The organism is Saccharopolyspora sp. NPDC000359 (assembly GCF_040300525.1).
Taxonomy (GTDB): Bacteria; Actinomycetota; Actinomycetes; order Mycobacteriales; family Pseudonocardiaceae; genus Saccharopolyspora.
In genome coordinates this window covers 50,102-74,148 of sequence record NZ_JBEPDU010000028.1, presented here as the reverse complement: position 1 = coordinate 74,148, position 24,047 = coordinate 50,102, and the positions used below count along the sequence as shown (strand labels likewise).

General features: G+C 72.4%; 25 protein-coding genes, 1 pseudogene and 1 riboswitch. Of the genes and pseudogenes, 14 read left to right on the top strand and 12 right to left on the bottom strand.

Annotation, left to right across the window (positions count from 1 at the left end; all coding sequences use genetic code 11):
* The first annotated feature begins 50 nt into the window (after window positions 1-50).
* On the top strand, window positions 51-1,070 hold the full coding sequence (locus tag ABT324_RS19065) for an Lrp/AsnC family transcriptional regulator (protein ID WP_351178866.1): 1,020 nt from the start codon (window positions 51-53) through the stop codon (window positions 1,068-1,070).
* A 10-nt stretch (window positions 1,071-1,080) separates the two neighbouring features.
* Here the strand turns inward: ABT324_RS19065 and ABT324_RS19060 are convergent, their stop codons facing one another.
* Window positions 1,081-1,524, bottom strand: coding sequence for a nucleotidyltransferase domain-containing protein (locus tag ABT324_RS19060; protein ID WP_351178863.1), 444 nt, complete (start codon window positions 1,522-1,524; stop codon window positions 1,081-1,083).
* Between the two features lie 159 nt (window positions 1,525-1,683).
* Between ABT324_RS19060 and ABT324_RS19055 the strand changes: the two genes are divergently transcribed.
* Window positions 1,684-2,262: a dienelactone hydrolase family protein gene (locus ABT324_RS19055; protein ID WP_351178860.1), complete on the top strand. Its 579-nt coding sequence runs from the start codon at window positions 1,684-1,686 to the stop codon at window positions 2,260-2,262.
* A gap of 37 nt (window positions 2,263-2,299) precedes the next feature.
* Here the strand turns inward: ABT324_RS19055 and ABT324_RS19050 are convergent, their stop codons facing one another.
* From ABT324_RS19050 to ABT324_RS19040, 3 genes are all read right to left on the bottom strand, one after another.
* The gene (locus ABT324_RS19050) at window positions 2,300-3,130 is read right to left on the bottom strand and encodes a VOC family protein (protein ID WP_351178857.1); all 831 of its coding nucleotides are present in this window, start codon (window positions 3,128-3,130) and stop codon (window positions 2,300-2,302) included.
* Between the two features lie 484 nt (window positions 3,131-3,614).
* Window positions 3,615-4,460 carry an amidohydrolase family protein gene (locus ABT324_RS19045; RefSeq protein ID WP_351178854.1) on the bottom strand — a complete coding sequence of 282 codons (846 nt, stop codon included), beginning with the start codon at window positions 4,458-4,460 and terminating at the stop codon, window positions 3,615-3,617.
* Window positions 4,378-4,890, bottom strand: a complete 513-nt coding sequence (locus ABT324_RS19040; RefSeq protein ID WP_351178851.1) for a hypothetical protein — start codon at window positions 4,888-4,890, stop codon at window positions 4,378-4,380. The genes ABT324_RS19045 and ABT324_RS19040 overlap by 83 nt, the downstream gene beginning before the upstream one ends.
* A 572-nt stretch (window positions 4,891-5,462) precedes the next feature.
* Between ABT324_RS19040 and ABT324_RS19035 the strand changes: the two genes are divergently transcribed.
* From ABT324_RS19035 to ABT324_RS19025, 3 genes are all read left to right on the top strand, one after another.
* Window positions 5,463-6,944 carry an NCS1 family nucleobase:cation symporter-1 gene (locus ABT324_RS19035; protein WP_351178848.1) on the top strand — a complete coding sequence of 494 codons (1,482 nt, stop codon included), beginning with the start codon at window positions 5,463-5,465 and terminating at the stop codon, window positions 6,942-6,944.
* A gap of 217 nt (window positions 6,945-7,161) precedes the next feature.
* On the top strand, window positions 7,162-7,887 hold the full coding sequence (locus ABT324_RS19030; RefSeq protein ID WP_351178845.1) for an aspartate/glutamate racemase family protein: 726 nt from the start codon (window positions 7,162-7,164) through the stop codon (window positions 7,885-7,887).
* Between the two features lie 83 nt (window positions 7,888-7,970).
* Entirely contained in the window at window positions 7,971-8,471 is a 501-nt protein-coding gene (locus ABT324_RS19025) for a nucleoside deaminase (protein ID WP_351178841.1), read from the top strand.
* Here the strand turns inward: ABT324_RS19025 and ABT324_RS19020 are convergent.
* Window positions 8,468-9,118 carry a GntR family transcriptional regulator gene (locus ABT324_RS19020; protein ID WP_351178838.1) on the bottom strand — a complete coding sequence of 217 codons (651 nt, stop codon included), beginning with the start codon at window positions 9,116-9,118 and terminating at the stop codon, window positions 8,468-8,470. The genes ABT324_RS19025 and ABT324_RS19020 overlap by 4 nt on opposite strands.
* Before the next feature lie 153 nt (window positions 9,119-9,271).
* Between ABT324_RS19020 and ABT324_RS19015 the strand changes: the two genes are divergently transcribed.
* Window positions 9,272-11,068: a thiamine pyrophosphate-requiring protein gene (locus ABT324_RS19015; protein WP_502949764.1), complete on the top strand. Its 1,797-nt coding sequence runs from the start codon at window positions 9,272-9,274 to the stop codon at window positions 11,066-11,068.
* A gap of 60 nt (window positions 11,069-11,128) precedes the next feature.
* Here the strand turns inward: ABT324_RS19015 and ABT324_RS19010 are convergent, their stop codons facing one another.
* The 3 genes from ABT324_RS19010 to ABT324_RS19000 form a co-directional block, all read right to left on the bottom strand.
* A complete protein-coding gene (locus ABT324_RS19010) occupies window positions 11,129-11,323 on the bottom strand; it encodes a ubiquitin-like protein Pup (protein ID WP_351178832.1) in 195 nt (64 codons plus the stop codon).
* Between the two features lie 41 nt (window positions 11,324-11,364).
* Window positions 11,365-11,697 (bottom strand): plasmid stabilization protein, encoded by a 333-nt coding sequence (locus ABT324_RS19005; protein ID WP_351178829.1) that lies wholly within the window; start codon window positions 11,695-11,697, stop codon window positions 11,365-11,367.
* Between the two features lie 75 nt (window positions 11,698-11,772).
* Entirely contained in the window at window positions 11,773-12,123 is a 351-nt protein-coding gene (locus ABT324_RS19000; RefSeq protein WP_351178826.1) for a DUF8129 domain-containing protein, read from the bottom strand.
* Window positions 12,124-12,231: 108 nt separating this feature from the next.
* Here ABT324_RS19000 and ABT324_RS18995 point away from each other — a divergent pair, with 108 nt between their 5' ends.
* Window positions 12,232-13,209 (top strand): TIGR03557 family F420-dependent LLM class oxidoreductase, encoded by a 978-nt coding sequence (locus tag ABT324_RS18995; protein WP_351178823.1) that lies wholly within the window; start codon window positions 12,232-12,234, stop codon window positions 13,207-13,209.
* A 166-nt stretch (window positions 13,210-13,375) separates the two neighbouring features.
* Here ABT324_RS18995 and ABT324_RS18990 read toward each other — a convergent pair whose 3' ends face one another.
* Together ABT324_RS18990 and ABT324_RS18985 are read right to left on the bottom strand one after the other, a co-directional pair.
* On the bottom strand, window positions 13,376-13,633 hold the full coding sequence (locus ABT324_RS18990) for a PLD nuclease N-terminal domain-containing protein (RefSeq protein WP_351178820.1): 258 nt from the start codon (window positions 13,631-13,633) through the stop codon (window positions 13,376-13,378).
* 182 nt (window positions 13,634-13,815) lie between these two features.
* A complete protein-coding gene (locus ABT324_RS18985) occupies window positions 13,816-14,688 on the bottom strand; it encodes an alpha/beta fold hydrolase (RefSeq protein ID WP_351178920.1) in 873 nt (290 codons plus the stop codon).
* Between the two features lie 152 nt (window positions 14,689-14,840).
* Between ABT324_RS18985 and ABT324_RS18980 the strand changes: the two genes are divergently transcribed.
* Window positions 14,841-18,074 carry an ATP-binding protein gene (locus tag ABT324_RS18980; protein WP_351178817.1) on the top strand — a complete coding sequence of 1,078 codons (3,234 nt, stop codon included), beginning with the start codon at window positions 14,841-14,843 and terminating at the stop codon, window positions 18,072-18,074.
* 10 nt (window positions 18,075-18,084) lie between these two features.
* Here ABT324_RS18980 and folE read toward each other — a convergent pair whose 3' ends face one another.
* Complete coding sequence (gene folE, locus ABT324_RS18975; protein WP_351178814.1) at window positions 18,085-18,684, bottom strand: GTP cyclohydrolase I FolE; 600 nt, start codon at window positions 18,682-18,684, stop codon at window positions 18,085-18,087.
* 177 nt (window positions 18,685-18,861) lie between these two features.
* Here folE and ABT324_RS18970 point away from each other — a divergent pair, with 177 nt between their 5' ends.
* From ABT324_RS18970 to ABT324_RS18950, 5 genes are all read left to right on the top strand, one after another.
* On the top strand, window positions 18,862-19,554 hold the full coding sequence (locus tag ABT324_RS18970; protein ID WP_351178811.1) for a helix-turn-helix transcriptional regulator: 693 nt from the start codon (window positions 18,862-18,864) through the stop codon (window positions 19,552-19,554).
* Window positions 19,555-19,713: 159 nt separating this feature from the next.
* Window positions 19,714-19,826: riboswitch (TPP riboswitch) on the top strand.
* The gene (locus ABT324_RS18965; RefSeq protein WP_351178808.1) at window positions 19,819-20,415 is read left to right on the top strand and encodes an ECF transporter S component; all 597 of its coding nucleotides are present in this window, start codon (window positions 19,819-19,821) and stop codon (window positions 20,413-20,415) included. It overlaps the preceding riboswitch by 8 nt.
* On the top strand, window positions 20,412-21,851 hold the full coding sequence (locus tag ABT324_RS18960; RefSeq protein ID WP_351178805.1) for an ABC transporter ATP-binding protein: 1,440 nt from the start codon (window positions 20,412-20,414) through the stop codon (window positions 21,849-21,851). Before ABT324_RS18965 ends, ABT324_RS18960 begins: the two co-directional genes overlap by 4 nt.
* Window positions 21,848-22,552, top strand: a complete 705-nt coding sequence (locus ABT324_RS18955; RefSeq protein WP_351178802.1) for an energy-coupling factor transporter transmembrane component T family protein — start codon at window positions 21,848-21,850, stop codon at window positions 22,550-22,552. Before ABT324_RS18960 ends, ABT324_RS18955 begins: the two co-directional genes overlap by 4 nt.
* Before the next feature lie 72 nt (window positions 22,553-22,624).
* Window positions 22,625-23,254, top strand: a complete 630-nt coding sequence (locus ABT324_RS18950; protein WP_351178799.1) for a transglycosylase SLT domain-containing protein — start codon at window positions 22,625-22,627, stop codon at window positions 23,252-23,254.
* A gap of 13 nt (window positions 23,255-23,267) precedes the next feature.
* On the opposite strand, the gene ABT324_RS18945 is transcribed toward ABT324_RS18950, so the two are convergent.
* On the bottom strand, window positions 23,268-23,774 hold the full coding sequence (locus ABT324_RS18945; protein WP_351178796.1) for a Rossmann-fold NAD(P)-binding domain-containing protein: 507 nt from the start codon (window positions 23,772-23,774) through the stop codon (window positions 23,268-23,270).
* A 32-nt stretch (window positions 23,775-23,806) separates the two neighbouring features.
* Between ABT324_RS18945 and ABT324_RS18940 the strand changes: the two are divergent.
* Window positions 23,807-24,040 (top strand): annotated as a pseudogene (locus tag ABT324_RS18940) (QsdR family transcriptional regulator); the annotation flags it as partial.
* Window positions 24,041-24,047: the final 7 nt, after the last annotated feature.

The window sequence follows — 24,047 nt, the reverse complement described above, 5'->3', positions numbered from 1 at the left end:
GGACGCTCTCGTTCGCCCGGATGCAGGATCGCAGCAGGGACCCAGCACAGATGCACGATGGCGCCAGCCTCGACGAGGTGGACCTCGCGCTGGTCAACGCCCTGCAGATCCACCCCCGCGCGCCCTGGTCGCTGATCGGCGCGGTGCTCGGCATCGACCCGGTCACCGCCGCCCGCAGGTGGGCGCGGCTGGAGCACGCCGGGCTGGCCTGGATCTCGGCCTACCCGCCGACCACCCCCACCCAGGCCACCGCCTTCGTCGAGCTCGGCTGCGCGCCGGGGCGCGGGGTGGACGTGGCGCGCGAACTGGCCGCGGACCCGCAGGCGATGACCGTCGACGTCACCGCGGGCGGGCGCGACGTGCTGGTCACCGTCAGCACCCCGGACCCGCAGGTGCTCTCCCACTACCTGCTGGAGCGGATGAGCCGGGTCGAGCACCTCCAGCAGGTGCGCAGCCACCCAGCCGTCCGGATCTACACCGAGGCCAGCCGGTGGCGGTTGCGGGCCCTCGACCACGAGCAGACCGCGCGGATGGCCCGGGAGCCCGGCACCGGGACCGGCCCGGTTCGGCTGACCGAGCAGGACTGGGCGATCGTGGTGGCGCTGGGCGCGGACGGCCGGGCCCCGGTCGCGGCGCTGGCCGAGGCCGCTGGCACCAGCACGAGCACGGTCCGGCGGCGGATGACCCGAATGCTGGCCAGCGGGCAGCTCCGGCTGCGCTGCGAGCTGGCCCGCACGCAGTCCGGCTGGCCGGTCTACGCGTGGTTCTTCGCCCGGGTGCCCCCGGCGCACCTCGACGGCACCGCACGCGCGTTGGCCCGCATCCCGGAGGTCCGCACGGTGACCTCGACGGCCGGGCCGCACAACCTGGTCATCGCGGTGTGGCTGCGGTCGCTGGCCGACGTCCAGGACCTGGAGGCGCACATGAGCCGCCGGTTGCCGAGCCTGGACATCGTCGACCGCAGCATCGTCGTGCGACCGGTCAAGCTCGTGGGCCGTCTGCTGGACGAGCTCGGCCACGCGACAGGTTTCGTCCCGCTCGACACCCGCCGCGGCACGCCGCTCCCGTGAGCGGAGGTCCTCACCCGCGCACGGCTTCGACGAGCCTGGCCAGGAGCCCCTCCGGGTCCCGGAGCACGCGGAGCCCGTCGCGGACCACCCGGCGGGTGCCGCCATCGACCTCCGGGTCCGTCGCGGCCCAGCGCGGTGTCGTGAGGTTGAGCTCCACCACCAGTCCGGTGGCCGCGTGGCGCAGCCTCCGCTCCGCCACCGGGCCCCACTGCTCCGCTCGGAGCAGCGGGAGTACCAGCACCTGCGGCAGGTGCCCGGTGCTGCCGGTGTAGCGGTCCGGGTCCGAGGTCACCACGATGATGTCCACATCGGACTCGTCGGTCTCCGCCCCGGGTGGGCGGGCGTAGGAACCGACCAGGGCGAGGGCCTGGACGTCCGGGCAGGTGTCCGCCCACTCCCCCAGCTCGGCCACCACCCGGTCCGCCCGTGCTCGCCGCGTTGCGCTGTCCGCCACCACACCCTCCCGGAAGTCGAGGACTCCGCCGCAGTTCTCACAGCATGCCCGGCCGCACCGCCACCCGGCGGCTCGCGGTGCGCCGCCGCGGTGGCCGCGGCCACGTCGAACGCAGCGGCGTCGGCCCGAGGTGCACGCGGCGAACACCGGGCTGATTGGATGTCTGCTGTGGACATCCTGCTGCTTCATTCCGTGCACGGGCTGCGGCCCGCCGTGCACGCCGCCGCCGACCGGCTGCGCGAGGCCGGTCACGACGTGCACGTCCCCGACCTGTTCGACGGGCGCACCGCGGAGACCGTCGAGGAGGGCCTGCGCATCAGCGACGAGATCGGCCGCGACGAGCTGCTGCGCCGGGCGGTGCAGGTCGCTGCCCCGCTCAGCGAACGGGGCCTGGTGTACGCCGGGCTCTCGCTGGGTGCGGCGTTGGCCCAGAACCTCGCGCTGGCCGACGAGAAGGCCCGCGGCCTGCTGCTCCTGCACGGCACATCGGACATCGCCGAAGGGGCGACCGCCCGCGACCTGCCGGTGCAGCTGCACGTCGCCGAGCCCGACCCGTTCGAGACCGACGACTGGCTGAACTCCTGGTACCTGCAGATGCAGCGGGCCGGGGCGGACGTGGAGATCTACCGCTACCCCGGCGCCGGGCACCTCTACACCGACCCGGACCTGCCCGACCACGACGCCGAGGCCGCCGAGGCGACCTGGGCCGCGGTGCTCGGCTTCCTAGAGGACCTCTGAGCGCGGGCGCGGCGCCTCCATGCGAGCGGGGCGCCGGTCAGTCGTCATAGGGGTCGTCGTTGCCCGCCGAGCCGTAGTCGGTGGCCTGGGACGGGTCCACCAGCGCGAAGCGCGCGCCCAGCGGATCGCGCAGCACCGCACACCGACCGAGGCTCGAATCGTACGGGTCCACCCGGACGCGGCCGTGGTTCGCGACCGCGACCCGCACCATCTCGTCGGTGCCCACCTCCTCGTCCACCCCGAGGTAGAGCAACCAGTGCGCGTGCGCGCCCGGGCTGATGTGGTCGCGGATCATGCTGACCCGGGCCAGCACCGACTCCCCGTCCAGGTACCACACCTCGTAGTCGGACAGGTGCTCGGTGCCGAACTGCTCGCAGGTGTAGCCGAACAGCCCGCCGTAGAAGTGGTCCGCCGCCTGCGCCTTGATGGTGACCAGCTCCGCCCACACCAGGGTGCCGGGCAACCCGACGTCGAACTGCCACGCCGCATCCGGCTCCAGCAGGCCGAACTCGTCGTCGGCCGGGGTGGCCAGCACCAGCTTGACGCCCAGTCCCGGCACCCTGCTGCGCGGCACCGTGATCTGCCCGCCCAGCTTGCCCGCCTCGGCGGCGGTGACCGCGCTGTCCGACGTGGCCAGGAACAGCCGCCAACGCGACCGGCCGTCCGCGGACTCGCGGACGCTGGCCACCGGGAACCCGTCCCGGTGCGCGATCACGTGCCGCCCCTCCCGCGGATCGTCGTGCTCCTCGAACTCCCAGCCGAACAAGTTCCCGTAGAACTCGCAGGCCACGGGGATGTCGGTGGTCACCAGCTCGATCCAGCAGGGCATCCCGGCGGGGATGTTCCAGCGAACCCTCTCGGCGGACATGTCCGGCCCCCAGCGCATCCGGTCAAGATCACTTCTTGGGTTCATTATGCGCCTGGGTGGCGGGTTGTCAGCCCGCCGTTGGGGGGGTCAGGGTCTGGCTCGGGGGGGTTGGTCCTTTGTGGAGGGTTTGAGGTGGGGTGACCGGAGGCATGGTGAGCGGTGGGGGGACTTGGGGAGCAGTGGGGGTGGGGGGTTGATGGCTTTGGGGGTAGATGTTCGGAACTTGGGGTTCAGTGGTGATAGTGGGGTTTGGGTTGGGGAGGAGGAGTGGAGTTGCGTGGGGGTTGAGTTGGGTTCAAAGCGGTGGGTGGTTGCTTTGCGTGGTGTAGCAATTTCAATCGAAATTGCTCGTTTTTGACGTAGCTTGCGGTGGGTGGGATGCAATTTCAATCGAAATTGCAGAGGTTCGGCACCGGGGGTTTGGTGCTGGGGGTCGGTGCTGGGGTTTGGTGCTGGGGGTCGGTGCTGGTTGGGTTTTTTGGGGTTAGGGTTTGGTTAGGGGTTGGCCTGATTTGATTACTTGGGTTGGGGTTGTTAGGGAGGTTAGGTCTTCTTGGGGGTCTTTGGATAGAATTAGGGCGTCTCCTGGGGCGCCTGGGGTTAGGCTGCCCGCTCTTGATTTGGGGTTCAGGAGGTTTGCCGCTGCTGTTGTTGCCGTTTGGATGGCTGCCAGGGGTGGTAGGCCTGCTTCGTGCATCAGTTGGACTTCTCGGCCGATTGGGGTTACCTCGCCTCCTGAGGAGTCGGTTCCTGCTGCCAGGGGGACACCCAGGTCGTGGGCTGCGCGGACTGCTCGCTTGAGGACCGGTAGATAGGTTCGGCCTCTTTCGGCGAGGACCGGGTTGGGGGAATCGATCATTCCCGCGATCGCGGTGAGGGTGGGGGTAAAGAAGGTGTTCCGGCGGCGCATCTCGTGGAGGGTGCGTTCCGCGACGAAGACCCCGTGCTCCAGTGAGCGGATTCCTGCGGTAACCGCGTCGTGGCAGCCCTGCTCGCTGTAGCTGTGACAGAGGACGCCCTTGCCCCCGCGCCTGGCTGCGGCGACGATCTCAGCGAGCTGTTCGCGCGAGTAGACCTGGGTCAGCGGGTCCTGGTCCGGCAGGCCTGCGCGCTCGTTGACGCGGGTTTTGATCACATCGGCTCCCCGTGCCAGGTTCACCTCGACCACCCGGCGCAGCGCCGCTGGGGAGCGGACGCCGTCCGCGAGGCGGGCCAGTGGGGTGAGGTCGGGGTCGGCCAGGACGGTGTCACCGAGGTCCGGGGTGACGAACACGCCCGCCGCCTGCAGCCGCAGCGCCAGCCCGGGCACCTGGCGGGCCAGCTCGCGCACCGCGATGTCCTGGTAGAAGTTCGTGGAAACCGCTGCGGGCGCTGGTGGCACCCTTGCGGACCGCATCGCGCGCCTCGGACGCGGTGTTGAGGTGGATGTGCGCGTCGACCAGACCCGGCAGCACCCAGCGACCGCGGGCGTCCAGGCGAGCCACCCCCGCGGGGACCTCGACGCGGTCGCGGGGGCCAGCCGCGCGCACGACGCCGCCGCGGATCACGACCACGCTGTCCTCGACCACCTCACCGGTCGCCGGGTTGAGCAGGTTGCCGCCGTCGATGACCAGGTCCCCGGCCGGTGGAGCTGGGTGCGGGGCGGCTTCGGCCCGGGGCGCGCTCGCCATGGCGGTGGTTCCAGCCAGCACCGCGGCTGCGGTGAGCACTCCCCGGCGGGTCAGGTGGCTGGCTGGCGGCGGGACGGGATCAACGCACATCGCGGGCTCCTTGCTTGCTTGACCGTTGCGGCTGTTCTGTATACCAAAATGGCCGATCGGAGCCCATAGTCGAAGCTACATCCTGGATCACACCATCAGTCCGACCGAAGTTTGGTATACCGATTTGCGCGGTGCATTCCCTGGAACGAACGGCGCGGTCGGCGAGACCCGCGCCCGAGCCGTGGACATCAGCGCCCGCAGCCGTCACCATGCGGGGCAACCGGTCGCCCGCGCGCGGACCGGACCGCCCGCCCCCAAGGCCGCGAGCCACCGCTCGCAGGTTCCGGGCGAGACCCTTGACGAGCCCCGGGAAGCGGTCTAGCGTTTTCGAATCATAAACGTATACTTCCGCAATTCGAAATAGGGTTTCCGCTCGATCACCCCGGCGACTCTGACGGTCCCCCGCAACCGCACTGGTGGGCACCGCCCCTGTCCGCATCGAGCACCACCCACCGCTCGAGCCCGAGGACGCGGCCACAGCGCTGAGCGGACGCCGCACCGCAGCCCCATCCGATGCCCGGCACGAGACAAGGAAGTCGACAGTTGCGCACAGGACACCTGGAGGCCGCCAGATGACCGCCACGGACAACGGGTCCACCGTGGACGCCTCCACCACGACGAGCTCCCGGCTCTACACCTACGACCTGGCCCCCACGAAGCGGGAGGGGCGCCGGTGGGGCGCCTACAACGTCTTCACGCTCTGGGGCAACGACGTGCACAGCCTCGGCAACTACGCCTTCGCGATCGGGTTGTTCGCGCTCGGGTTGAACGTGTGGGGCATCCTGGCCGCATTCGTGCTCGCCTCGCTGCTGCTGTTCCTGCTGCTGACGCTGTCCGGGTACATGGGGCACAAGACGGGCGTGCCGTTCCCGGTGATGAGCCGGATCGCGTTCGGCACCACGGGCGCGCAGATCCCGGCCGCCGTCCGCGGCGTGGTCGCCATCGCCTGGTTCGGTATCCAGACCTACCTCGCCTCCGAGGTGCTGAGCACCCTGCTGGTGGCCATGTTCCCGTCGCTGCAGGCGCTGGAGGGCCAGTCCGCGCTCGGGTTGTCGCTGCTCGGCTGGACCACCTTCCTGGCGCTGTGGGTGGTGCAGGTGCTCATCGCCAGCTACGGCATGCACGTGATCCGCAAGTACATGGCGGTCGCCGCGCCGACCATCCTGATCACGATGTGCGCACTGGCGATCTGGATGTTCGTCCGCGCCGGCGGCTCGATCGCGCTGTCCAACGCGCAGCCGTTCACCGGCGGCGAGATGTGGCTGCAGATCCTGCAGGCCGCCGCGCTCTGGGTGGTCATCTACGGGACGTTCGTGCTGAACTTCTGCGACTTCACCCGCTCCGCCAAGAGCCGCCAGTCCATCATCCGCGGCAACCTCGTCGGGATCCCGGTGAACATGCTGTTCTTCGCCGTCATCGTGGTGGTGCTCAGCGGTGCCCAGTTCAAGCTCGACGGCAGGGTGATCACCAGCCCCACCGACATCGTGCAGACCGTCCCGAACATGGTGCTGCTGGCCGCCGCGTCGGTCGCGCTCATCGTGCTGACCATCGCGGTGAACCTGCTGGCCAACTTCGTGGCCCCGATCTACGTGCTGGTCAACCTGTTCCCGCGGCGGCTGAACTTCCGCCGGGCGGCGGTGGTCAGCGCCCTCATCGGGCTGGTGATCCTGCCGTGGAACCTCTACAACAACCCGGTCGTGGTGAACTACTTCCTGGGCGGCCTGGGCGCGCTGCTCGGCCCGCTGTTCGGCGTGATCATGGCCGACTACTGGCTGATCCGGCGGACCCGAGTGAACGTCCCGGCGCTCTACAGCGAGGCCGAGGACGGCGAGTACCACTACACCCGCGGGTACAACCCGAAGGCGATCGCGGCGTTCGTCCCGGCCGCGGCGATCGCCGTCATCGTGGCGTTGGTGCCGGTGTTCAGCGCGGCGGCCGGGTTCTCCTGGTTCATCGGGGCAATCCTGGGCGCGGTCATCTACGCCGTGGTCGCCGACCGCAAGCCCGACGCGGCCGACGTCGACGGCGAGTCGATCGCCGTGGCCGCCGAGTGACCCCAGCCCCGCGAGCCGGGGCACCCGTGATCCCGCGACTCCAATGGCAACCAGACGTGCGATCCCAATGGAAATCGCGCTCCGGGCCCGGACATCCCGGCGTGCCGGGACCCGGCGCGCCGGTGATCGCGGGGTCCCCCGGCATCTCGTCCCCCATCGAAACCGCGTTCCCCCGATGAGCGAACTCGGCGAGGAGTTCCCCGGAGAAGGTTGGACAATGCGCATTCTGGTCGTGAACGTCAACACCACCGCCGCCATCACCGACGCCATCGGTGCGCAGGCCGCGGGTGCGGCGTCTCCCGGCACCGAGGTCGTCCCGCTCACCCCGGCCTTCGGCGCGGAGTCGGTGGAGGGCAACTACGAGAGCTACCTCGCCGCGATCGCGGTGATGGAGACCGTGCGGGCCTACCGGGAGCCGTTCGACGCCATCATCCAGGCCGGGTACGGCGAGCACGGCCGGGAGGGGCTGCAGGAGCTGTTCGACGTCCCGGTCGTCGACATCACCGAGGCCGCCGCGAGCACCGCGCAGTTCCTCGGCCGCAGCTACTCGGTGGTGACCAGCCTGGACCGCACCGTCCCGCTGATCGAGGAGCGGCTGCACGTCGCCGGGCTCAGCGCGCGGTGCGCGTCGGTGCGCGCCAGCGGGATGGCCGTCCTGGACCTGGAGCGCGATCCGGGCGCCGCGGTGGAGGCCATCGTCGAGCAGGCGGAGCTCGCGGTGCGGGAGGACCGCGCGGAGGTGATCTGCCTGGGCTGCGGCGGGATGTCCGGTCTTGACCAGCGGGTGGTCGAGCGCACCGGGGTGCCGGTCGTGGACGGCGTGGCCGCCGCGGTGGCCATCGCCGAGTCGCTGGTCCGGCTGGGCCTGACCACGTCCAAGGTCCGCACCTACGCCCCGCCGCGGCCGAAGCGGATGCTGAACTGGCCGCCGGAGCTGGGCTGAGCCGCTCGGCGGCGGCGGGCTGCGGCTCCGCCGCCACCGACACTCGTCCAGAAATGGTATACCAAAGCTGTTAAGGTGGGCGCATGGACGAACCGCAGACCATCGGCGATCAGGACCGGGCGCACCTGCGGCGCTGCGTCGAGCTGGCCCGCGAAGCGCTGGAGGACGGCGACGAGCCGTTCGGCTCCGTGCTCGTGGACGCGCGCGGCACCGCGCGGTTCGAGGACCGCAACCGCGTCAAGGACGGCGACGCCACCCGCCACCCCGAGTTCGAGATCGCGCGCTGGTCCGCCGCGCACCTCTCCCCCGCCGAACGCGCCGAGTGCACCGTCTACACCTCTGGCGAGCACTGCCCGATGTGCAGTGCCGCGCACGCCTGGGTGGGGCTCGGGCGCATCGTCTACGCGACGAGCACCGAGCAGCTGACCGGGTGGCACCGCGAGTGGGGACTCCCGGCGGGGCCGGTCGCCGCGCTGCCCATCAACGCCGTCGCACCGGGCGTCGCGGTCTCCGGCCCGGACCCGGACCTGGCCGACGAGGTCCGCGAGCTGCACGCCCGCCTGCACCGCGTGGTCGGGCGCTAGGGCTTCGCCGCGCGCTGGCGGGCGACGGCCATGCCCTGGCCCGCGGCGAGGTGCTCGGCGACCAGCTGCTCCACCCGCGCCACGTCCCGGTCCGCGATCGCTGAGTAGAGGCCTTCGTGCTGCTCGGCGATCACGTTCAGGTCGTCGTGCTGGCTCAGCAGCCAGCGCATCCGCCCGCTCATCACCCGCTCCAGCTCGGTGAGCAGCTCGTTGGCCGCCAGCGAGGTCACCACCTCGTGGAAGTCGGCCGCCGCCCGCCGCGCCCGCACCTCGTCGCCCGCCCGCGCCGCCGCCAGCTCGGTGTCGAGCACCTCCCGGAGCCGGGCCAGGCCGTCCCGGGTCCGCCGCTGCGCAGCCAGCCTGAAGGTGAGTGCCTCGAACGCCCCGCGCACCTCGTTCAGGTCGGCCACGTCGGATGCGGTGAACTCGCGCACCACCGCCCAGCTGCGCGGCCGGGGCGTCACCAGGCCCTCGGCCACCAGCGAGCGCAGCGCGTCGCGCACCGGGAGGCGGCTCACCCCCAGCTCCGCCGCCAGGTCGCGCTCCACGAGCCTGCTGCCCGGGGCCCGGACCCCGTCCAGGATCTCGTCGCGGAGCTGGCGCGCGACCCGCTCCGACTCCGGCTCGAAGCTCGCTGCCTGTGTCATCGGTTCACGTCTCCATCGCGGTCTGGACCGCCCATCGTATCGGCGCAGCCCAGGGCGTCGGCGCTCCGCCATCCATGTCCACAGTAGACCTCGCCGGGTGGCGGTTGAGCGTGGCCGCTGGTGGGTAGGTGCAGCGGGAGCGACTAGGAGGAGGTGGCCTCAGTGCTGGTAGCCGATCACATCCTGGCCAGGCTGCGGGAATGGGGTGTTGAGCACGTCTTCGCCTACGCCGGGGACGGCATCAACGGGCTGCTCGCGGCGTGGGATCGCGCCGGGGACCGCCCCCGGTTCGTGCAGTCCCGGCACGAGGAGCTGTCGGCCTTCGAGGCCGTCGGCTACGCGAAGTTCTCCGGCCGGGTGGGTGTGTGCGCCGCGACGTCGGGTCCGGGCGCGATCCACCTGCTCAACGGCCTCTACGACGCCAAGCTCGACGGCGTCCCGGTGGTCGCGCTGATCGGGCAGACCGCGCGCACCGCGATGGGCGGCTCCTACCAGCAGGAAGTCGACCTGATGGCGCTGTACAAGGACGTCGCCGCGGACTACCTGGAGACGGTGACCGTGCCCGAGCAGCTGCCGAACGTGCTGGACCGGGCGATGCGCACCGCGCAGGCGCGCCGCACCGTGACCGCGGTGATCATCCCGGGCGACGTGCAGGACATGCCCTACGAGCCGCCGAAGCACGAGTTCAAGATGGTGCCCTCCAGCATGGGCATGTCCGGTACCTCGATGCTGCCCGACCAGGACAGCCTGCGCCGCGCGGCCGACGTGCTCAACGAGGGCGAGCGCGTGGCGATCATGATCGGGCAGGGCGCGCGGGGCGCGGCGGCGGAGGTCGAGCAGGTCGCCGACGTGCTCGGCGCGGGCGTGGCCAAGGCGCTGCTGGGCAAGGACGCGCTGCCCGACGACCTGCCGTTCGTCACCGGCGCGGCCGGGTTGCTGGGCACCAAGCCGTCCTACCAGCTCATGCGGGACTGCGACACGCTGCTGATGGTCGGATCCAGCTTCCCGTACAGCCAGTTCCTGCCCGAGTACGGGCAGGCGCGCGGGGTGCAGGTCGACATCGACCCGAGCCGCATCGGGATGCGCTACCCGTTCGAGGTCAACCTGCTCGGGGACGCGCAGCGGACGCTCAGCGCGCTGCTGCCGATGCTGCACCGCAAGGCGGACCGGTCGTGGCAGCAGGGCGTCGAGGAGGGCGTGCGCTCCTGGTGGGAGGTGCTGGACCGCCGCGCCCACGTCGACGCGCAGCCGGTGAACCCGGAGCGGGTGTTCCACGAGCTGTCCCCGCAGCTGCCCGACGACGTCATCCTGACCTCCGACTCCGGGTCGGCGGCCAACTGGTACGCCCGGCACCTGAAGATTCGCCGCGGCATGCGGGCCTCGCTGTCCGGGACGCTGGCCACGATGGGGCCCGGCGCGCCCTACGCGACCGGGGCGAAGTTCGCGCACCCGGACCGCCCGGTGGTCGCCCTGGTCGGGGACGGCGCGATGCAGATGAACGGGCTGAACGAGCTGATCACCATGGCACACTACTGGCGGGAGTGGTCGGACCCGCGGCTGGTCGTCGCCGTGCTCAACAACGGCGACCTCAACCAGGTGACCTGGGAGATGCGCGCGATGGGGGGCGCCCCGCAGTTCATCCCGTCGCAGCGCCTCCCGGACGTCGGGTACGCGGAGCTGGCCCAGCAGCTGGGGCTGCGGGCGACCAGGGTCGACGATCCCGGTTCGGTGGCCGGGGCTTGGCGGCAGGCGCTGGCGGCCGACCGGCCGTGCCTGCTGGAGTTCGTCACCGACCCGACGGTGCCGCCGATCCCGCCGCGCGCGGACCTCGACCAGCTGGAGAAGGTGGCCGGTTCGCTGCTCAAGGGGGACCCCGAGGCGTGGTCGGTGGTGCGGGAAGGCGTGAAGGCCAAGGTCCAGGAGTACCTGCCCGGCCGCCGGAAGGGCTGACCGCGGACGGCCCCGGGGCGCGGGGTGCCCCGGGGCCGCATCCACAGTGGACGACTGCGGCTACTGGCCGCCCTTCTGCACGTAGGCGCGGACGAAGTCCTCGGCGTTCTCCTCCAGGATGTCGTCGATCTCGTCCAGGGTGGCCTCGGTGTCCTCGTTGAGCTTCTCGCGCCGCTGGCCACCCGTGGTGGCGGGTTCGTCCGCGGGCGGCTCCTCCTCGGCCGGCCGCTGGTGGTGGTTCTTCTCCTGCCGCATCGAGCAACCTCCCTGGTCGGCTTGTCGTCGCGAAAGGTGGGCTACCGGCTCAGCGCCTTCTCCAGCTCGGCCTTGGTCATCTTGGACCGGCCCTTGATCCCCTCCCGGCGGGCGTCGTCGTAGAGCTGCTGCTTGGTCCGCCCGCCCGGTCCCTGGCGCAGGCCCGACCGCTTGCCGCCGCGCCGCTGCGGCGGGATGTCCTGGGTCGAGGTCCGGCTGCGCTGCTTGGCCTGGCCCTGCTGGGCCCGGTCCTTGTTCACCGTCCGGGCGGCGATCTCGCTGGCCCGGTCCTCGCTCGAGCCGCGTTCCACGGCCTGCTGCTTGATGTGCTCGTACTGCCGTTCCTGCTTCGCGTTCCAGCCCTGCTGCGGCATCTTCGGCCACTTCCTTCCCACGGGTCCGCTGCCAGTGACTACCCGCCCCTCCGGGAACTACACGGCGGAGCAGGTTCACTGCTGGTACGGGCGGTCGGCCCGGGGCTTGCCGGGCTGACCGGCCATGCCGTGGCGCGGTGGGTGCATCGGTTCCGGCGACCCGCTGGGCGTCACCGGGGAACCGCCCGGGGTGTTCTCGGCCTCGACGGGCTTGTCGTCCTGCGTCCCGCCGGACGGTTCCGCGCCCGCGCGCAGCTCGTCCAACCGGTTCTGCAGGATCTCGCGCACCTGGACCCGGTCGTTGTGCGTGCGCTCGTGGTCCAGCAACAGCTTGACCTCGTCTGCGCGGAGCGAGCGGATGCGGTGCTGCAGCGAGCCGACGGGGATGTTGTCGTAGTCGATGATGGGGAGTTCGTGCGGGGACATCTCGCCTCCTCGGTGCGGGTCCGCCAAGGGGATTCCCCGCACCGCGTCAGAACATGCGTGCGCGTGGCGCAGCGAGCGGAGCCCGGCGCGCCGTGCCAGCCTGGCGGCATGGTCCGATTCGGGTGCACGTTGCTGACCGAGCAGTCCGGCCCGCGGGAGCTGGTGGCGCAGGCCGCGGCGGCCGAGCAGGCCGGTTTCGACTTCGAGGTGATGAGCGACCACTACTTCCCGTGGTTGGAGGAGCAGGGGCACGCGCCCTACGCGTGGAGCGTGCTCGGCGCGGTCACCCAGGTCACCGAGCGGGTGGAGCTGATGACCTACGTCACCGCGCCGATCATGCGCTACCACCCGGCGGTCGTGGCGCAGAAGGCCGCCACGGTGGGCCTGCTGTCCGGGGACCGGTTCGTGCTGGGTGTCGGCGCCGGAGAAAACCTCAACGAGCACGTCGTCGGCCGGGGCTGGCCGCCGGTCAACGTGCGGCACGAGATGCTGACCGAGGCGCTGCACATCATCGGTGCGCTTTTCGACGGCGGTCACGTCAACTACGCCGGGAAGCACTACCGGGTCGATTCGGCGAAGCTGTGGGACCTGCCGTCGCGGCGCGTCCCGGTGGCCACCGCCGTCTCCGGGGCGCAGTCGGTCCAGCGGTTCGCCGAGCTGTCCGACGCGATGATCGCGGTCGAGCCCAGCAGCGAGCTGTGCCAGGGCTGGGACCGCGCCGCGGCCCGCGGCCCCGCGCGCAAGATCGGGCAGCTGCCGATCTCGTGGTCGACCGACCGGGAGGCGGCCGCGGAGCGGGCCCGGGAGCAGTTCCGGTGGTTCACGGGTGGCTGGAAGGTCAACTCCGAGCTGCCCGGTCCGGCCGCGTTCGCCGCGGCGACCCAGTTCGTCCGCGCCGAGGACGTCGCGGCCTCGATCCCCTGCGGCCCGGACGTCGAACCGGTCGTGGAGGCCGCGGCGGAGTTCTGGAAGGCCGGGTTCACCGATCTCGCGGTCGTGCAGGTCGACGTCGACGCCGACCCGCGGGGGTTCTTCGGCTTCGCCGAGCGCGAACTGCTGCCAGCCTTGCGCGAAGCGGCGCCCTAGGACAGCGCTGGGCAACAGGGCTCCTCCGCAGAAGGCGCGCGACCAGGTTGCGCGGCAACGCGGTTCAAGTGCACCGCACCGGGTCCTGGTCAGGTGCGCGAACGCCCCGGTTGGCGGGCGCGGTGATCACCACGACTGCCAGCCGGGGCGCGGGGCCCAGTTGGGGTCAAGCGGTTCGCCGCGCGTTCGAGCGGCCGATGACGAACCACAGGATGCTGCCCAGGAACGGGGCGACGAACACCAGCACGATCCAGACGATCTTCATGCCGAAGCTCTGCGGTGAACCCAGGACGCTGATCAACGCACCGATGACCAGCACCACGTAGGCCAGCAAGGGGACGGTGATCAGCAGGATGAGGGCCAGCCCGCCGGTGAACTCCCCGTTGTCGGCGGCGAGGGAAACCTGCTGGGCGAATGCGTGCATGCTGCGCGCTCTCCTGTCCGCGCCGGTGGCGCGTGTCGTACCCGGTCGCGGACCTCCGTTCGCCGCGACCACCTTCGGAGGAGAAGGTAGTGCGGCGGGGTGTGCGCCAACATCATTCCCGGCACTGGTTCCCGCGTGGTCCGCGAGTCGTACCCGGGGTGGGCCCCCAGTCGTACGCCGGACTACCGGGCCAGCAGGGCGCGCAGCGCTTCGACCACCTCCGCCGGGGACTCCTCGGCCATGAAGTGCCCGCAGGTCACGGTGCGGTGGTGCAGGTCGCTGGCCCACGCGCGCCAGATCGCCGCGGCGTCGTAGCCCATCGCCGCCCCCCAGTCCTGCTGCAGCACGGTCACCGGCATCCGCAGCTGGTTCCCGGTATCGCGGTCATGCAGGTCGTGCTGCACGTCGATGCCCGCCGAGGCCCGGTAGTCCGCGACGATCGACGGGATCGCGGCGCGGGAGGCCGCCAGGTAGGCCTGCCGGACCTCCGCCGGGACCGCCTCGGGGTTGCCGGTCCAGATGTCCAGGAAGTGGCCGAAGAAGGCGTCCGCGCTGCCCGCGATCAGCTGCTCGGGCAGGCCCGGTGGCTGGGCCATCAGGTGGAGGTGGAAGCCGACCGCCGCCGCGGTGCCGCGCATGACCTCCCACATGTCCACTGTGGGCAGCACGTCCAGCGCGGCCAGGTGGCTGATCCGGTCCGGGTGGTCGAGCCCCGCCCGGATCGCCACCAGCGCGCCCCGGTCGTGCCCGGCGAGGGCGAAGCGCTGGTGGCCGAATGACTGGGCCAGCGCCACCACGTCAGCGGCCATCGTGCGCTTGGAGTAGGTCGTGCCGCCGGTGTCCGCGGGCTTGTCGCTGTCGCCGTAGCCGCGCAGGTCGGGGACGATCACGGTGTGGTCGGCCGCCAGGTCGGCGGCCACGTGCCGCCACATGAGGTGGGTCTGCGGGAACCCGTGCAGCAGCACGACCGGGCTGCCGGAGCCGCCGACCGCCGCGGTGAGCGCCACCCCCTCCGCGACGGTGACCCGCTGGTAGTCGAAGCCGTTGATGCGCACGTCGTCCTCCTCGATCCGGACCGCCGCCGCGGCGGTCACCGGTCGCAGCCTGCGCGCCGCCGATCAGCAACGGATCAGCAGCCGCTGACCAGCACCTCCGGCGGCGGTTCGGGGCTGGTTGTCTAGGGTTGGTGCGGAGGTGAGCTGTCGCGGTGGTGTGGTTCGGGGTGCTCGGCCCGGTGGTGGCCGAGGACGGCGGTCGCGCGATCGACCTGCGCGGCCCGCGGCACCGCGCGGTGCTGGCCCGGCTGCTGGTGGCCAGGGGCCGCATGGTCCCGGTCGGGATGCTCGTCGACGACCTGTGGGACGACCCGCCCGCCGGTGCGGTGGGGGCGGTCCAGTCGTTCGTCGCGACGCTGCGCCGCGCGCTCGAACCCGACCGGCCACCCCGGACCCCGGCGCGGCTGCTGGTCACCGAGTCCCCCGGCTACGCCCTGCGGGCCGACGCGGTGGACGCCTGGCAGTTCGAGACCGCGGTGGCCGAGGCCGGGGAGCTGTTGGTCGAGGGCAGGGCCGGCACCGCCCTGGCCCGGGTGGAGGCGGCGCTGTCGACGTGGCGCGGACCCGCGTACTCCGAGTTCGCCGAGCAGCACTGGGTCCGCGCGGAGGTGACCCGGCTCGACGAGTTGCGGCTGCTGGCGGTCGAACGGCGTGCCGAGGCCGCGCTCGCCCTCGGCCGGGCTCCCGACGTTGCCGCCGACATGCGTGCGCACGTCGGCGAGCACCCGTGGCGGGAGCACGCTTGGCGCCTGCTGGCCGTCGCCCTGTACCAGGCGGGCCGCCAGCGCGATGCGCTTGAAGCGCTGCGCACCGCCAAGACCGCGCTGGTCACCGAGCTCGGTGTGGATCCGGGGCCGCAACTGCGCGAACTCGAAGCCGACATCCTCGCCCAAGCCCCACAGCTCAGCACGGCGCTGCCGACCGCGCCCCTGGTCGAACCGGCTCCCGTGGTCGCCGAGCAGCGCCTGGTCGGGCGCGCGCGGGAACTCGACCAGCTGACTTCGGCCGCATCCGAGGCCCTCGAGCGGCGCGGACTCCGCTTGGCACTGGTCGCCGGGGAGCCGGGAGCGGGCAAGACCGCCCTGGTCGAAGCCCTGACCAGGGAGCCGGCCGTCGCTGGGTGGACCGCCGCGTGGGGCCGCAACCCCGAGCACGAGGGCGCACCGGCCACCTGGCCGTGGATCCAACTGCTCGACGGCGTCGCGGCGTCCTCAGGTGTGCCCGCCCCGGAGGTGTTCGCCGAGGCCGACGACGCCGTCGCGGCCCGCTTCCACGCGCGGCGCAGCGTGGTGTCCTACCTCGCCACCGTCGCGGCCGAACGCCCGGTGCTGCTGGTCCTGGACGACCTGCACCGCGCCGACGAGGAGACGTTGGCCCAGCTCACGGCGCTGATCACCGAGCGCGTTGACCAGCCGGTGCTGGTGGTCGGGACGTACCGCAGCACGGAGCTCTCCCCCGGCCTGGCCGAAGTGCTGGGCCGCAGCGCCGGGTCCGAGCCCACCCGGATCTACCTCGGTGGCCTGTCCCGGGAGGCCGTGGGCGAGCTCGCCCGCGCCACCGCTCAGCACAGCGTTCCCTCGGAGGTCGCGCAGGTCATCCACGACCGCAGCGGTGGCAACCCGTTCTTCGCCCGGGAGCTGGCCCGGCTCTTCGACACCGAGGGCGACGCCGCGCTGCACGCGGTTCCCGCCGGGGTCCGCGACGTCGTGCGGCACCGGCTCAACGCGCTGCCCGACACCGCCCGCACCGTCCTGCGGCAGGCCGCCGTCATCGGCGACGAGGTCGACATCGACCTGCTGGTCCCGCTGAGCGGTGACGAGGAACGGGTGCTGGACGCCGTCGACTCGGCGGTGTTGCTGGGGTTCCTGGTCGAGACCGGGGCCGAGCGACTCCGCTTCGCCCACGCCCTGGTCCGCGACACGGTCCACGACGAGGTGTCGGGGCCGCGGCGGAGCCGCTGGCACGCCGAGGTCGCGCAAGTCCTCGAACGGATCCGGCCCGAGGACGTCGAGGCGATCGCCCACCACCTCCTCCTCGCCGAGAGCAGCGCGACGGCGCGCAAGGCGGCGCACTACGCGGCACTGGCGGCCCACCGGGCGGAACGCCGCTTCGCCCCGCACGAAGCCGCCCGGCTGTGGGCGGCGGCGATCGCCGCACACGACCGGTCCGGGTCCGACAAGCCGCGGACCAGGCTCGGCCTGGTCATGGGCCGGGTACGAGCGCTGGCCATCACCGGGGACCTGGCGGCGGCGCGCACGCACCGGGTCGAAGCGATCACCGCGGCGGAGTCGCTGGGCGACGCGGGGTCGACGGCGCGGGTGATCGGGGCGTTCGACGTGCCGGGGATCTGGACGACGAACGACGACCCGGCGATGTCCGCCCAGGTGGTGGCGGTGACCGAGCGGACCCTCGCCGCCCTCCCCGAGCACAGCACCGCGCAGCGGGCACGCCTGCTCGCCACGCTGGCGATGGAGCTGCGCGGCACCGGCGCCCGCCGCGGGCGCGAGGCCGCCGACGAGGCCGTGTCACTGGCCCGCTCGCTGCCCGACCCCGAACTCCTCGCCTTCGCCCTCAACGGCCAGTTCATGCACACCTGCGACCGGCCCGGCCTGGCTCCCGAACGCGCGCGGATCGGCCGCGAGCTGGTCGACCTGGCCGCCCGGAACGAGCTCGTGCCGTTCGAGGTGCTCGGCCACCTGGTCCTGCTCCAGGCCCACTGCGCGCTGGCCGAGTTCGACGTGGCCGACGCGCACGCCGCAGCCGCCGCCGAACTGGGCGAACACCACGAGCTCCCCCTCGTCGCCGTGTTCACCAGGTGGTACGGCGCGGTCCGCGCAGCTGCCACCGGTCACAGCTCCGCAGCCGAGGCCGCCTACCGAACCGCGGCGGCGCAGCTGACCGGCACCGGGATGCACGGGGTCGAGCACGGCACGCTCCCGCTTGCCCTGCTGTGCTCGCGGATACAGGACAACCGACCAGCCACAGTGGACTTGGCAGACGACTGGGGTCCGTTCCTGCCCTGGGTACGCCCGCTCGCGCTGCTCGACGCGGGCGACCACGGCGCTGCGGCGGCCGCAGCGCGCGAGATCCCGCCACCACCGCCCGACCTCCTGCACGAGGTCCGCCTCTGCCTCACCGCTGCCGCCGCGGTCCGCCTGGCCGACCGGAGGCTGGCCGAAGAAACCTACACCGCACTGGAACCGGCCGAATCCGAGCTCGCGGGGGCGGGCAGCGGTCTGCTCACCGCAGGCCCCGTCGCACAGCACCTCGCAGCGCTGGCCACCGCGCTGGGCAACCCCGGAGCAGCACGACGGCACCGCGACCGCGCAGCGAAGATCACGCAGCAGGCCCGGAGCACGGCATCTCGCGCACCCGCCCAGACCTGATCTGCGCGGGTCAGGCGTTGACGCCGGTGAGGGCGAAGAACTCCTGCCGGGAACGGGCGTCCTGGCGCAGGGTGCCCAGCAGGGTGGAGGTCACGGTGTTGGAGCCGGTGGCCTGCACGCCGCGCAACGTCATGCAGGTGTGCTCGGCTTCGATGACCACGCCGACGCCCTTGGGCTGCAGGTGCTCGCACAACCAGTCGGCGACCTGCTTGGTCAGCCGCTCCTGCACCTGCGGGCGGCAGGCGAAGTGCTCGACCACGCGCGCCAGCTTCGACAGCCCGAGGATCCGCTCGCCCGGCAGGTAGCCGACGTGCGCGGTGCCGACGAACGGCAGCAGGTGGTGCTCGCACACCGACCGGACCGGGATCGACCGCGCCAGCACCAGCTCGTCGTAGCCCTCCTCGTTCGGGAAGGTCGTCAGGTCGAACGGGCGCGGGGTGAACAGCTCGGCGTAGGCGCGGGCCATCCGGCCCGGCGTGCCCCGCAGGCTCTCGGAGTCTGTCGCGACGCCCAGCGCCCGCAGCAGGTCCCCCGCAGCCCGTTCCGCGGCGTCGAGGTCGATCTGGCCAGCGGGCTCGTTGGCGACGTGCAGGGCGGGTGCGGTTGTCATGTCTTCCTCCGGGTCGACGCGGCCGGTGCTCGCGACCGCGGCGGGTGGCCCAGGTCCACCCCTATTTCGCCAATCAACGTTAGTCTTATTGAGGGACCTCGGTCAACGTTCCCGGTCGCCGGGCCGCTGACTGGATTCCACCCATTGAGATGTGCCCGAGAGCGCTAGGGTTGGACCATGGACAAGGCCGGTTCGGCGATGACCGCGGTGGCCGCGTTGGACGACGAGCTGCGGCGCGGCATGTACGACTACATCCGCCGCGCGCGGCGGCCGGTGGGCCGCGACGAGGCCGCCTCGGCGGTCGGCATCTCCCGCAAGCTCGCCGCCTTCCACCTCGACAAGCTGGTGGCGGCGGGCCTGCTGTGCGCGCGGTACGAGCCGCTGGACGGGGTGCGCAAGGTCGGCCGCACCCCCAAGGTCTACGAACCGGCGCGCACCGACATCCGGATCAGCATCCCGCCCCGGCGCCACGACCTGCTGGCCGACATCCTGGTGGACGCGGTACTCACCGAAGGTGACCGGGAGAACGCCACCCAAGCGGTGATGCGCGTGGCACGCGAGCGCGGGCACGACCTCGGCAGGGCCGAGCGGGAGCGCACCCGTCCAGGTCGACTCGGCGCCGAGCGCGCGCTGACCCGGGCGGCGGAGGTGCTCGCCGACCACGGGTTCGAACCGGACCGGGAGGCTCCGGGCTGCGTGCGGCTGCGCAACTGCCCGTTCCACCCGGTGACCTCGCGGTCCCCGGAGCTGGTGTGCGGCTTGAACCACGCCTTCCTGCAGGGCTTCCTCGCGGGGCTCCAGGCCCGCACGACCGAAGCCGTGCTCGAGCCGCGCGCCGGTGAGTGCTGCGTCGAGCTGCGCAGCACCTGACGCCCCACCAGAGGTCCACAGTGGACGTAGCGAGGCCGACGCGCCTCGCCGCGTCACGAGCCCACTACTCCCCGTGGCTGATCCACTGCGGATGGTGCGCCTGCTCGGAGTGCTCTCACCCACCGGTGTCCGGGGTGGTGCGCCGAAGGTAGGGTGTGTGGCCGATGACAGGGGAGCGCCGTGGTGAAGGGCGCTGAGAGTGCGGGTTGAGCCGCAGACCCTCCGAACCTGCTCCGGTTAACACCGGCGAAGGGAGTTCTAGTGGTGCGCGATGCCGCCTTCCGCTACCGGACCATCGACTTCGTCACCGTCGCGATGCTGGGCGTCGCGGTCGGCGTGGCGTTCTGGGGCTGGGCGCAGCTCTACCAGGTGCTGAGCACCTTCTCCGCGTTCGCGTTCCCGCCGAGCTCGGGGCTGTTCGGCGGCGCTTGGCTGCTCGGCGGGGTGATCGGCGGGCTGGTGGTCCGCAAGCCCGGTGCCGCGCTGCTGACCGAGGTGGTCGCCGCGTCCGTGGAGGCGCTGCTGGGCAACAGCTGGGGCTTGTCGACGGTGATCTCCGGGTGCGTCCAGGGGTTCGGCGTCGAGCTGGTGCTGGCCGTGTTCCTGTGGAAGCGGTTCGGCCCGCTGGTCGCCGCGCTGGCGGCTGCGGTGGCCGCCGCGTTCGAGTCGTTCTACGAGTGGCAGGTCTACTACACCGACTGGGCGCTGCCCTACCAGCTGGCGCACCTCGGGTTCTTCGTGGTGTCCGGCGTGGTCATCGCCGGGTTCGGCGGCTGGGCGCTGGTGCGCGGGCTGGCCGCGACCGGGGCGCTGGACGCGTTCGGGCCGGGCCGGGAGCACCACGAGCGGGCGGCGGTGTGACGACCTCGACGGACCTGCGCGCGGAGCTGCGAGGCTTCGGCTGGCGGCCGCTGGGGCGGCGCACGCCCACCGTGCAGGGGCTGGACCTGCGGATCCAGCCCGGTGAGCGGGTGCTGCTGGCCGGGCCGAGCGGGGCGGGCAAGTCGACCGTCGTGCACGCCCTGGCCGGGGTGCTCGGCGGGGCGCTGCCGGGCGAGCTGAGCGGCGAGGTCCGGGTGCACGGCCAGATCGGGCTGGTGCTGCAGAACCCCGGGGCGGCCCTGGTGGCGGACCGGATCGGGCGCGATGTCGCCTTCGGCCCGGAGAACGCCGGGGTCGCGCCGGAGGAGATCTGGCGGCGGGTGGCCGAAGCCCTCGAGCTGGTCGGGCTCCCCCACCCCACCGACCACCCGACGTCGGCGCTGTCCGGCGGTGAGCTGCAGCGGCTCGCCCTGGCCGGGGTCCTGGCGCTGCGACCGTCGATGCTGCTGCTGGACGAACCGACGTCGATGCTCGACCCGGACAACGCCGAGCGGGTGCGCGCGGCGGTGGCCGACGTCGTGGCCAACACCGGCGCTTCGCTGGTCGTGGTGGACCACCGGGTCGGCCCGTGGCTGGAGCTGGTGGACCGCGTCGTCGTCCTCGACTCCGCCGGTCAGGTCATGCACGACGTCGACCCCGAGACCTGCCGGGCCCAGCTCACCGATGAGCTCGGCCGCGCCGGGGTGTGGATGCCCGATCTGCCCGCGCCCGCGCCGACAGAGGTGCCGACGGCGCTGGTGGCCCCGGGCTCCCCCGGCCCGCAGCTCGAAGCGCGGAAACTGGGCGTGGACCTGGTGGCTCGCCGGATGCGGACATCCGCTGCGGTGACCGCCCTGGATGATGTCTCCACCTCGGTCTCACCGGGCCAGGTCTCGGCGTTCACCGGAGCGTCCGGTGCGGGCAAGTCCACCCTCCTCGCCGCGCTGGCGGGCCTGGTCCGCCCCGACCGCGGGAGCATCGACGGCACCCCCGTGCCGCTGCACCGGATGAGGTCCGCCGACCTCGCGCGGACGGTCGGCTGGGTGCCGCAGAACCCGGAGCACGGCTTCCTCACCACCAGCGTGCGCGAGGAGATCGCCCGCACCGGGATGCGGCTGGGCGCCCCGGTCGCGGTCGACGAGGTCCTGGAGGTGCTCGGGCTGAGCGCACTCGCCGGGGCCAACCCCTACCGGCTCTCCGGCGGGGAACAGCGCCGGGTCGCGCTCGCCGCGGCGCTCGCGCACCGGCCCGGCGCCCTGATGCTCGACGAACCGACCGTCGGGCAGGACCGCCGCACCTGGGCCGCGATCGCCGGGTGGGTGCGGGCCGCTGCCCGGTCTGGCGCCACCGCGGCCGCCTCCACCCACGACCCGGTGCTGATCGAGTTGGCCGACCGCGAGACGCGGCTCCACCGGGGGCGGGTGTTGGCGCGATGAGCGGTGTGCTGGCCAGGGTGAACCCTCTCGTGCTGGTGTCGGTTGGCCTGCTGGCGCTCGTCGCCTCGCTCGGAGTGCGCTCACTGCCCACCGCATTGATCACCTCGGGCGCCTACGTGCTCGCCATGGCGCTGATGCTCCCGGCGCGCTCCGGCCACCCACTGCGGTTCCTCACGGTCGTGCTGGGCGGTCTCTCGGTCGCCTACTCGACGTGGCTGCTCGGCGGTGGGCACCTCGACGTCGCCGCCACCGCGGGGTTGCGGATCGTCGTGCTGGCGCTGCCCGGGGTGGCCGTCGCGCCGCTGATCGAGCCGATGGCGCTGGCCGACCAGCTCGGGCAGCGCCTGCGCCTGCCGCACCGCTTCGTCGTGTCGTTCGCCGCGGCGCTGCAACGGTTCGAGCAGCTCGGCCAGACCTGGCAGCACCTCTCGCGGGCCCGCCGCGCACGCGGGTTCGGTCCCGGTCGCGGACCGCTCTCCCGCGCCCGCCACGCCGCCTCGGTCACCTTCGGACTGCTGGTGAGCACCATGCGCGAGGCCACCAGCGCCTCGATCGCGATGGACGCCCGCGGGTTCGCCCGCGCCCGGCGGCGCACCTGGGCGGAACCGGCCCCCTGGACCGGGACGGACACCGCCGTCCTGCTGGTCGGCGTGCTGCTCGCCGCCGTTCCCCACGCAGCCGGGGTGCTGGGCGCCGCCTGATTGACCACGGCGCGTCGGCCGGTGGGCACGTGCCGTGGTCTGGTCGAATGTGGGCATGCGACTGGAGGTGCGATGACGAGGAGGAGCAGGTGGCGCTGGTTCGCCGCGTGCGCGCTCGTGGCGGCGACGACGGGATGCGCGGCTGCGCAGGACGCCGCTCCGGCCGCTCCAGCCGAGTCGGCCGCGCCGACCTCGGCCGCACCGGACACGGCCGCCCAGGACCCGGCTCGGTTCGCCGAGCAGGTGCTCGCCCGAGCACGGGAAGCCGGTGTCGATCCGCAGCTGCTGATGGCGATTCTCCACAACGAGTCCTACAAGCCGCACGACCCGGCCGCCGAGCGCGCCTGGTTGCAGATCGACCCGGACGCCGCGCTGGGCGTGGCGAACATGCACCGGGTCGCCTTCGACGAGGTCAAGGCCGACCGCGACTTCGCCGACCGCGACTGGCTGGAGCTCCCCGACGACCCGGACCTGGCCATCCGCGCCGCGGCCTGGTACCTGCACGACCTCGCCGCGATGCTGCCGGACCAGCGGTCCTCCGCGCACACCACCGAGGAGCTGCTGGCGCTGGGCTACAACGCCGGGCCGGGGAACATGCGCGCGTTCGCGACGGGCACTCCCCCGGGCCCGCAGGCGCAGTCCTACCTGGACAGGCTGCGGCAGAACTGGGACGAGGCGGGCAAGGCCCTCGCAGGTGGCTGACCCCGCGACGGGGTCATGGCTGGTAGTCCTCGACGGCCATCGCGTTGTGGACGCGCGCGCTCTTGGTGGTGAGGCGGAGGAAGGCACGGCCGGGGCCCGCGGGCAGGGCCGACAGCAGGCGGGTCGCCTGGACCAGACCTGACACGCCGAAGCGGGATGTGGGCACCAGGGTTCGGGCCGCGCTCAGCGCCACCGCGCGGCTGCCGCGCACGTGCTCGGCCATCGCGCGCTCGTAGGCGGCGAAGGCGCGCTCGTGGTCGCCGCCCGCCCGGGCCAGCTCACCAGCCAGGACGTAGGCGCCGACGATGGCGAGGCTGGTGCTGCCGCCCACCGCCGGGCCGGGGCAGTAACCCGCGTCGCCGACGAGCGTCACCCGCCCCCGAGACCAGGTGCCCATGCGGAGCTGGGTGATCGAGTCGAAGTAGAACCCGGGCGTGGTGCCGAGTTCGTCGAGCCAGCGGTCCACCTCGCCGTCAAGACCGCGAAAAGCCCCGCGCAGCAGCTCCTTCTGCCGCGTCACGTCGTGGTGGTGGAAATTCGACCAAGGCCTCCGACTTCGAAGCCCGGCTGATCCGGCTGGTCGGCGAGGTCGTCGAGGAGGAGACCGCCGCCGGTCGGCTGCACCCGTCGGTGCCCGCCGAGGACCTGCCCTACGTGTTGGTCCGCGTCATGGAGTCCTACACCTACCTCGGACTCATCACCGGCCAGCACCCCGACCCCGAGCGCGCGGCCCGGGTCGTCAACGCACTCCTGCCCGGTGCGCTGAACCCACCGCAGGACCGATGACAGGACC

Excerpts from the sequence above, each read along its gene's own strand:
- ABT324_RS19025 (WP_351178841.1), top strand. The coding sequence starts at position 7,971 with ATGGACGAACCGCAGACCATCGGCGATCAGGACCGGGCGCACCTGCGG.
- ABT324_RS18955 (WP_351178802.1), top strand. The coding sequence starts at position 21,848 with ATGAGCGGTGTGCTGGCCAGGGTGAACCCTCTCGTGCTGGTGTCGGTT.
- folE (WP_351178814.1), bottom strand. The coding sequence starts at position 18,684 with ATGACAACCGCACCCGCCCTGCACGTCGCCAACGAGCCCGCTGGCCAG.
- ABT324_RS19020 (WP_351178838.1), bottom strand. The coding sequence starts at position 9,118 with ATGACACAGGCAGCGAGCTTCGAGCCGGAGTCGGAGCGGGTCGCGCGC.
- ABT324_RS19000 (WP_351178826.1), bottom strand. The coding sequence starts at position 12,123 with ATGTCCCCGCACGAACTCCCCATCATCGACTACGACAACATCCCCGTC.
- ABT324_RS18970 (WP_351178811.1), top strand. The coding sequence starts at position 18,862 with ATGGACAAGGCCGGTTCGGCGATGACCGCGGTGGCCGCGTTGGACGAC.
- ABT324_RS19040 (WP_351178851.1), bottom strand. The coding sequence starts at position 4,890 with ATGTGCGTTGATCCCGTCCCGCCGCCAGCCAGCCACCTGACCCGCCGG.
- ABT324_RS19005 (WP_351178829.1), bottom strand. The coding sequence starts at position 11,697 with ATGCCGCAGCAGGGCTGGAACGCGAAGCAGGAACGGCAGTACGAGCAC.
- ABT324_RS19055 (WP_351178860.1), top strand. The coding sequence starts at position 1,684 with ATGTCTGCTGTGGACATCCTGCTGCTTCATTCCGTGCACGGGCTGCGG.
- ABT324_RS18995 (WP_351178823.1), top strand. The coding sequence starts at position 12,232 with ATGGTCCGATTCGGGTGCACGTTGCTGACCGAGCAGTCCGGCCCGCGG.
- ABT324_RS19010 (WP_351178832.1), bottom strand. The coding sequence starts at position 11,323 with ATGCGGCAGGAGAAGAACCACCACCAGCGGCCGGCCGAGGAGGAGCCG.
- ABT324_RS18950 (WP_351178799.1), top strand. The coding sequence starts at position 22,625 with ATGACGAGGAGGAGCAGGTGGCGCTGGTTCGCCGCGTGCGCGCTCGTG.
- ABT324_RS19030 (WP_351178845.1), top strand. The coding sequence starts at position 7,162 with ATGCGCATTCTGGTCGTGAACGTCAACACCACCGCCGCCATCACCGAC.
- ABT324_RS19035 (WP_351178848.1), top strand. The coding sequence starts at position 5,463 with ATGACCGCCACGGACAACGGGTCCACCGTGGACGCCTCCACCACGACG.
- ABT324_RS19065 (WP_351178866.1), top strand. The coding sequence starts at position 51 with ATGCACGATGGCGCCAGCCTCGACGAGGTGGACCTCGCGCTGGTCAAC.
- ABT324_RS18990 (WP_351178820.1), bottom strand. The coding sequence starts at position 13,633 with ATGCACGCATTCGCCCAGCAGGTTTCCCTCGCCGCCGACAACGGGGAG.
- ABT324_RS19050 (WP_351178857.1), bottom strand. The coding sequence starts at position 3,130 with ATGTCCGCCGAGAGGGTTCGCTGGAACATCCCCGCCGGGATGCCCTGC.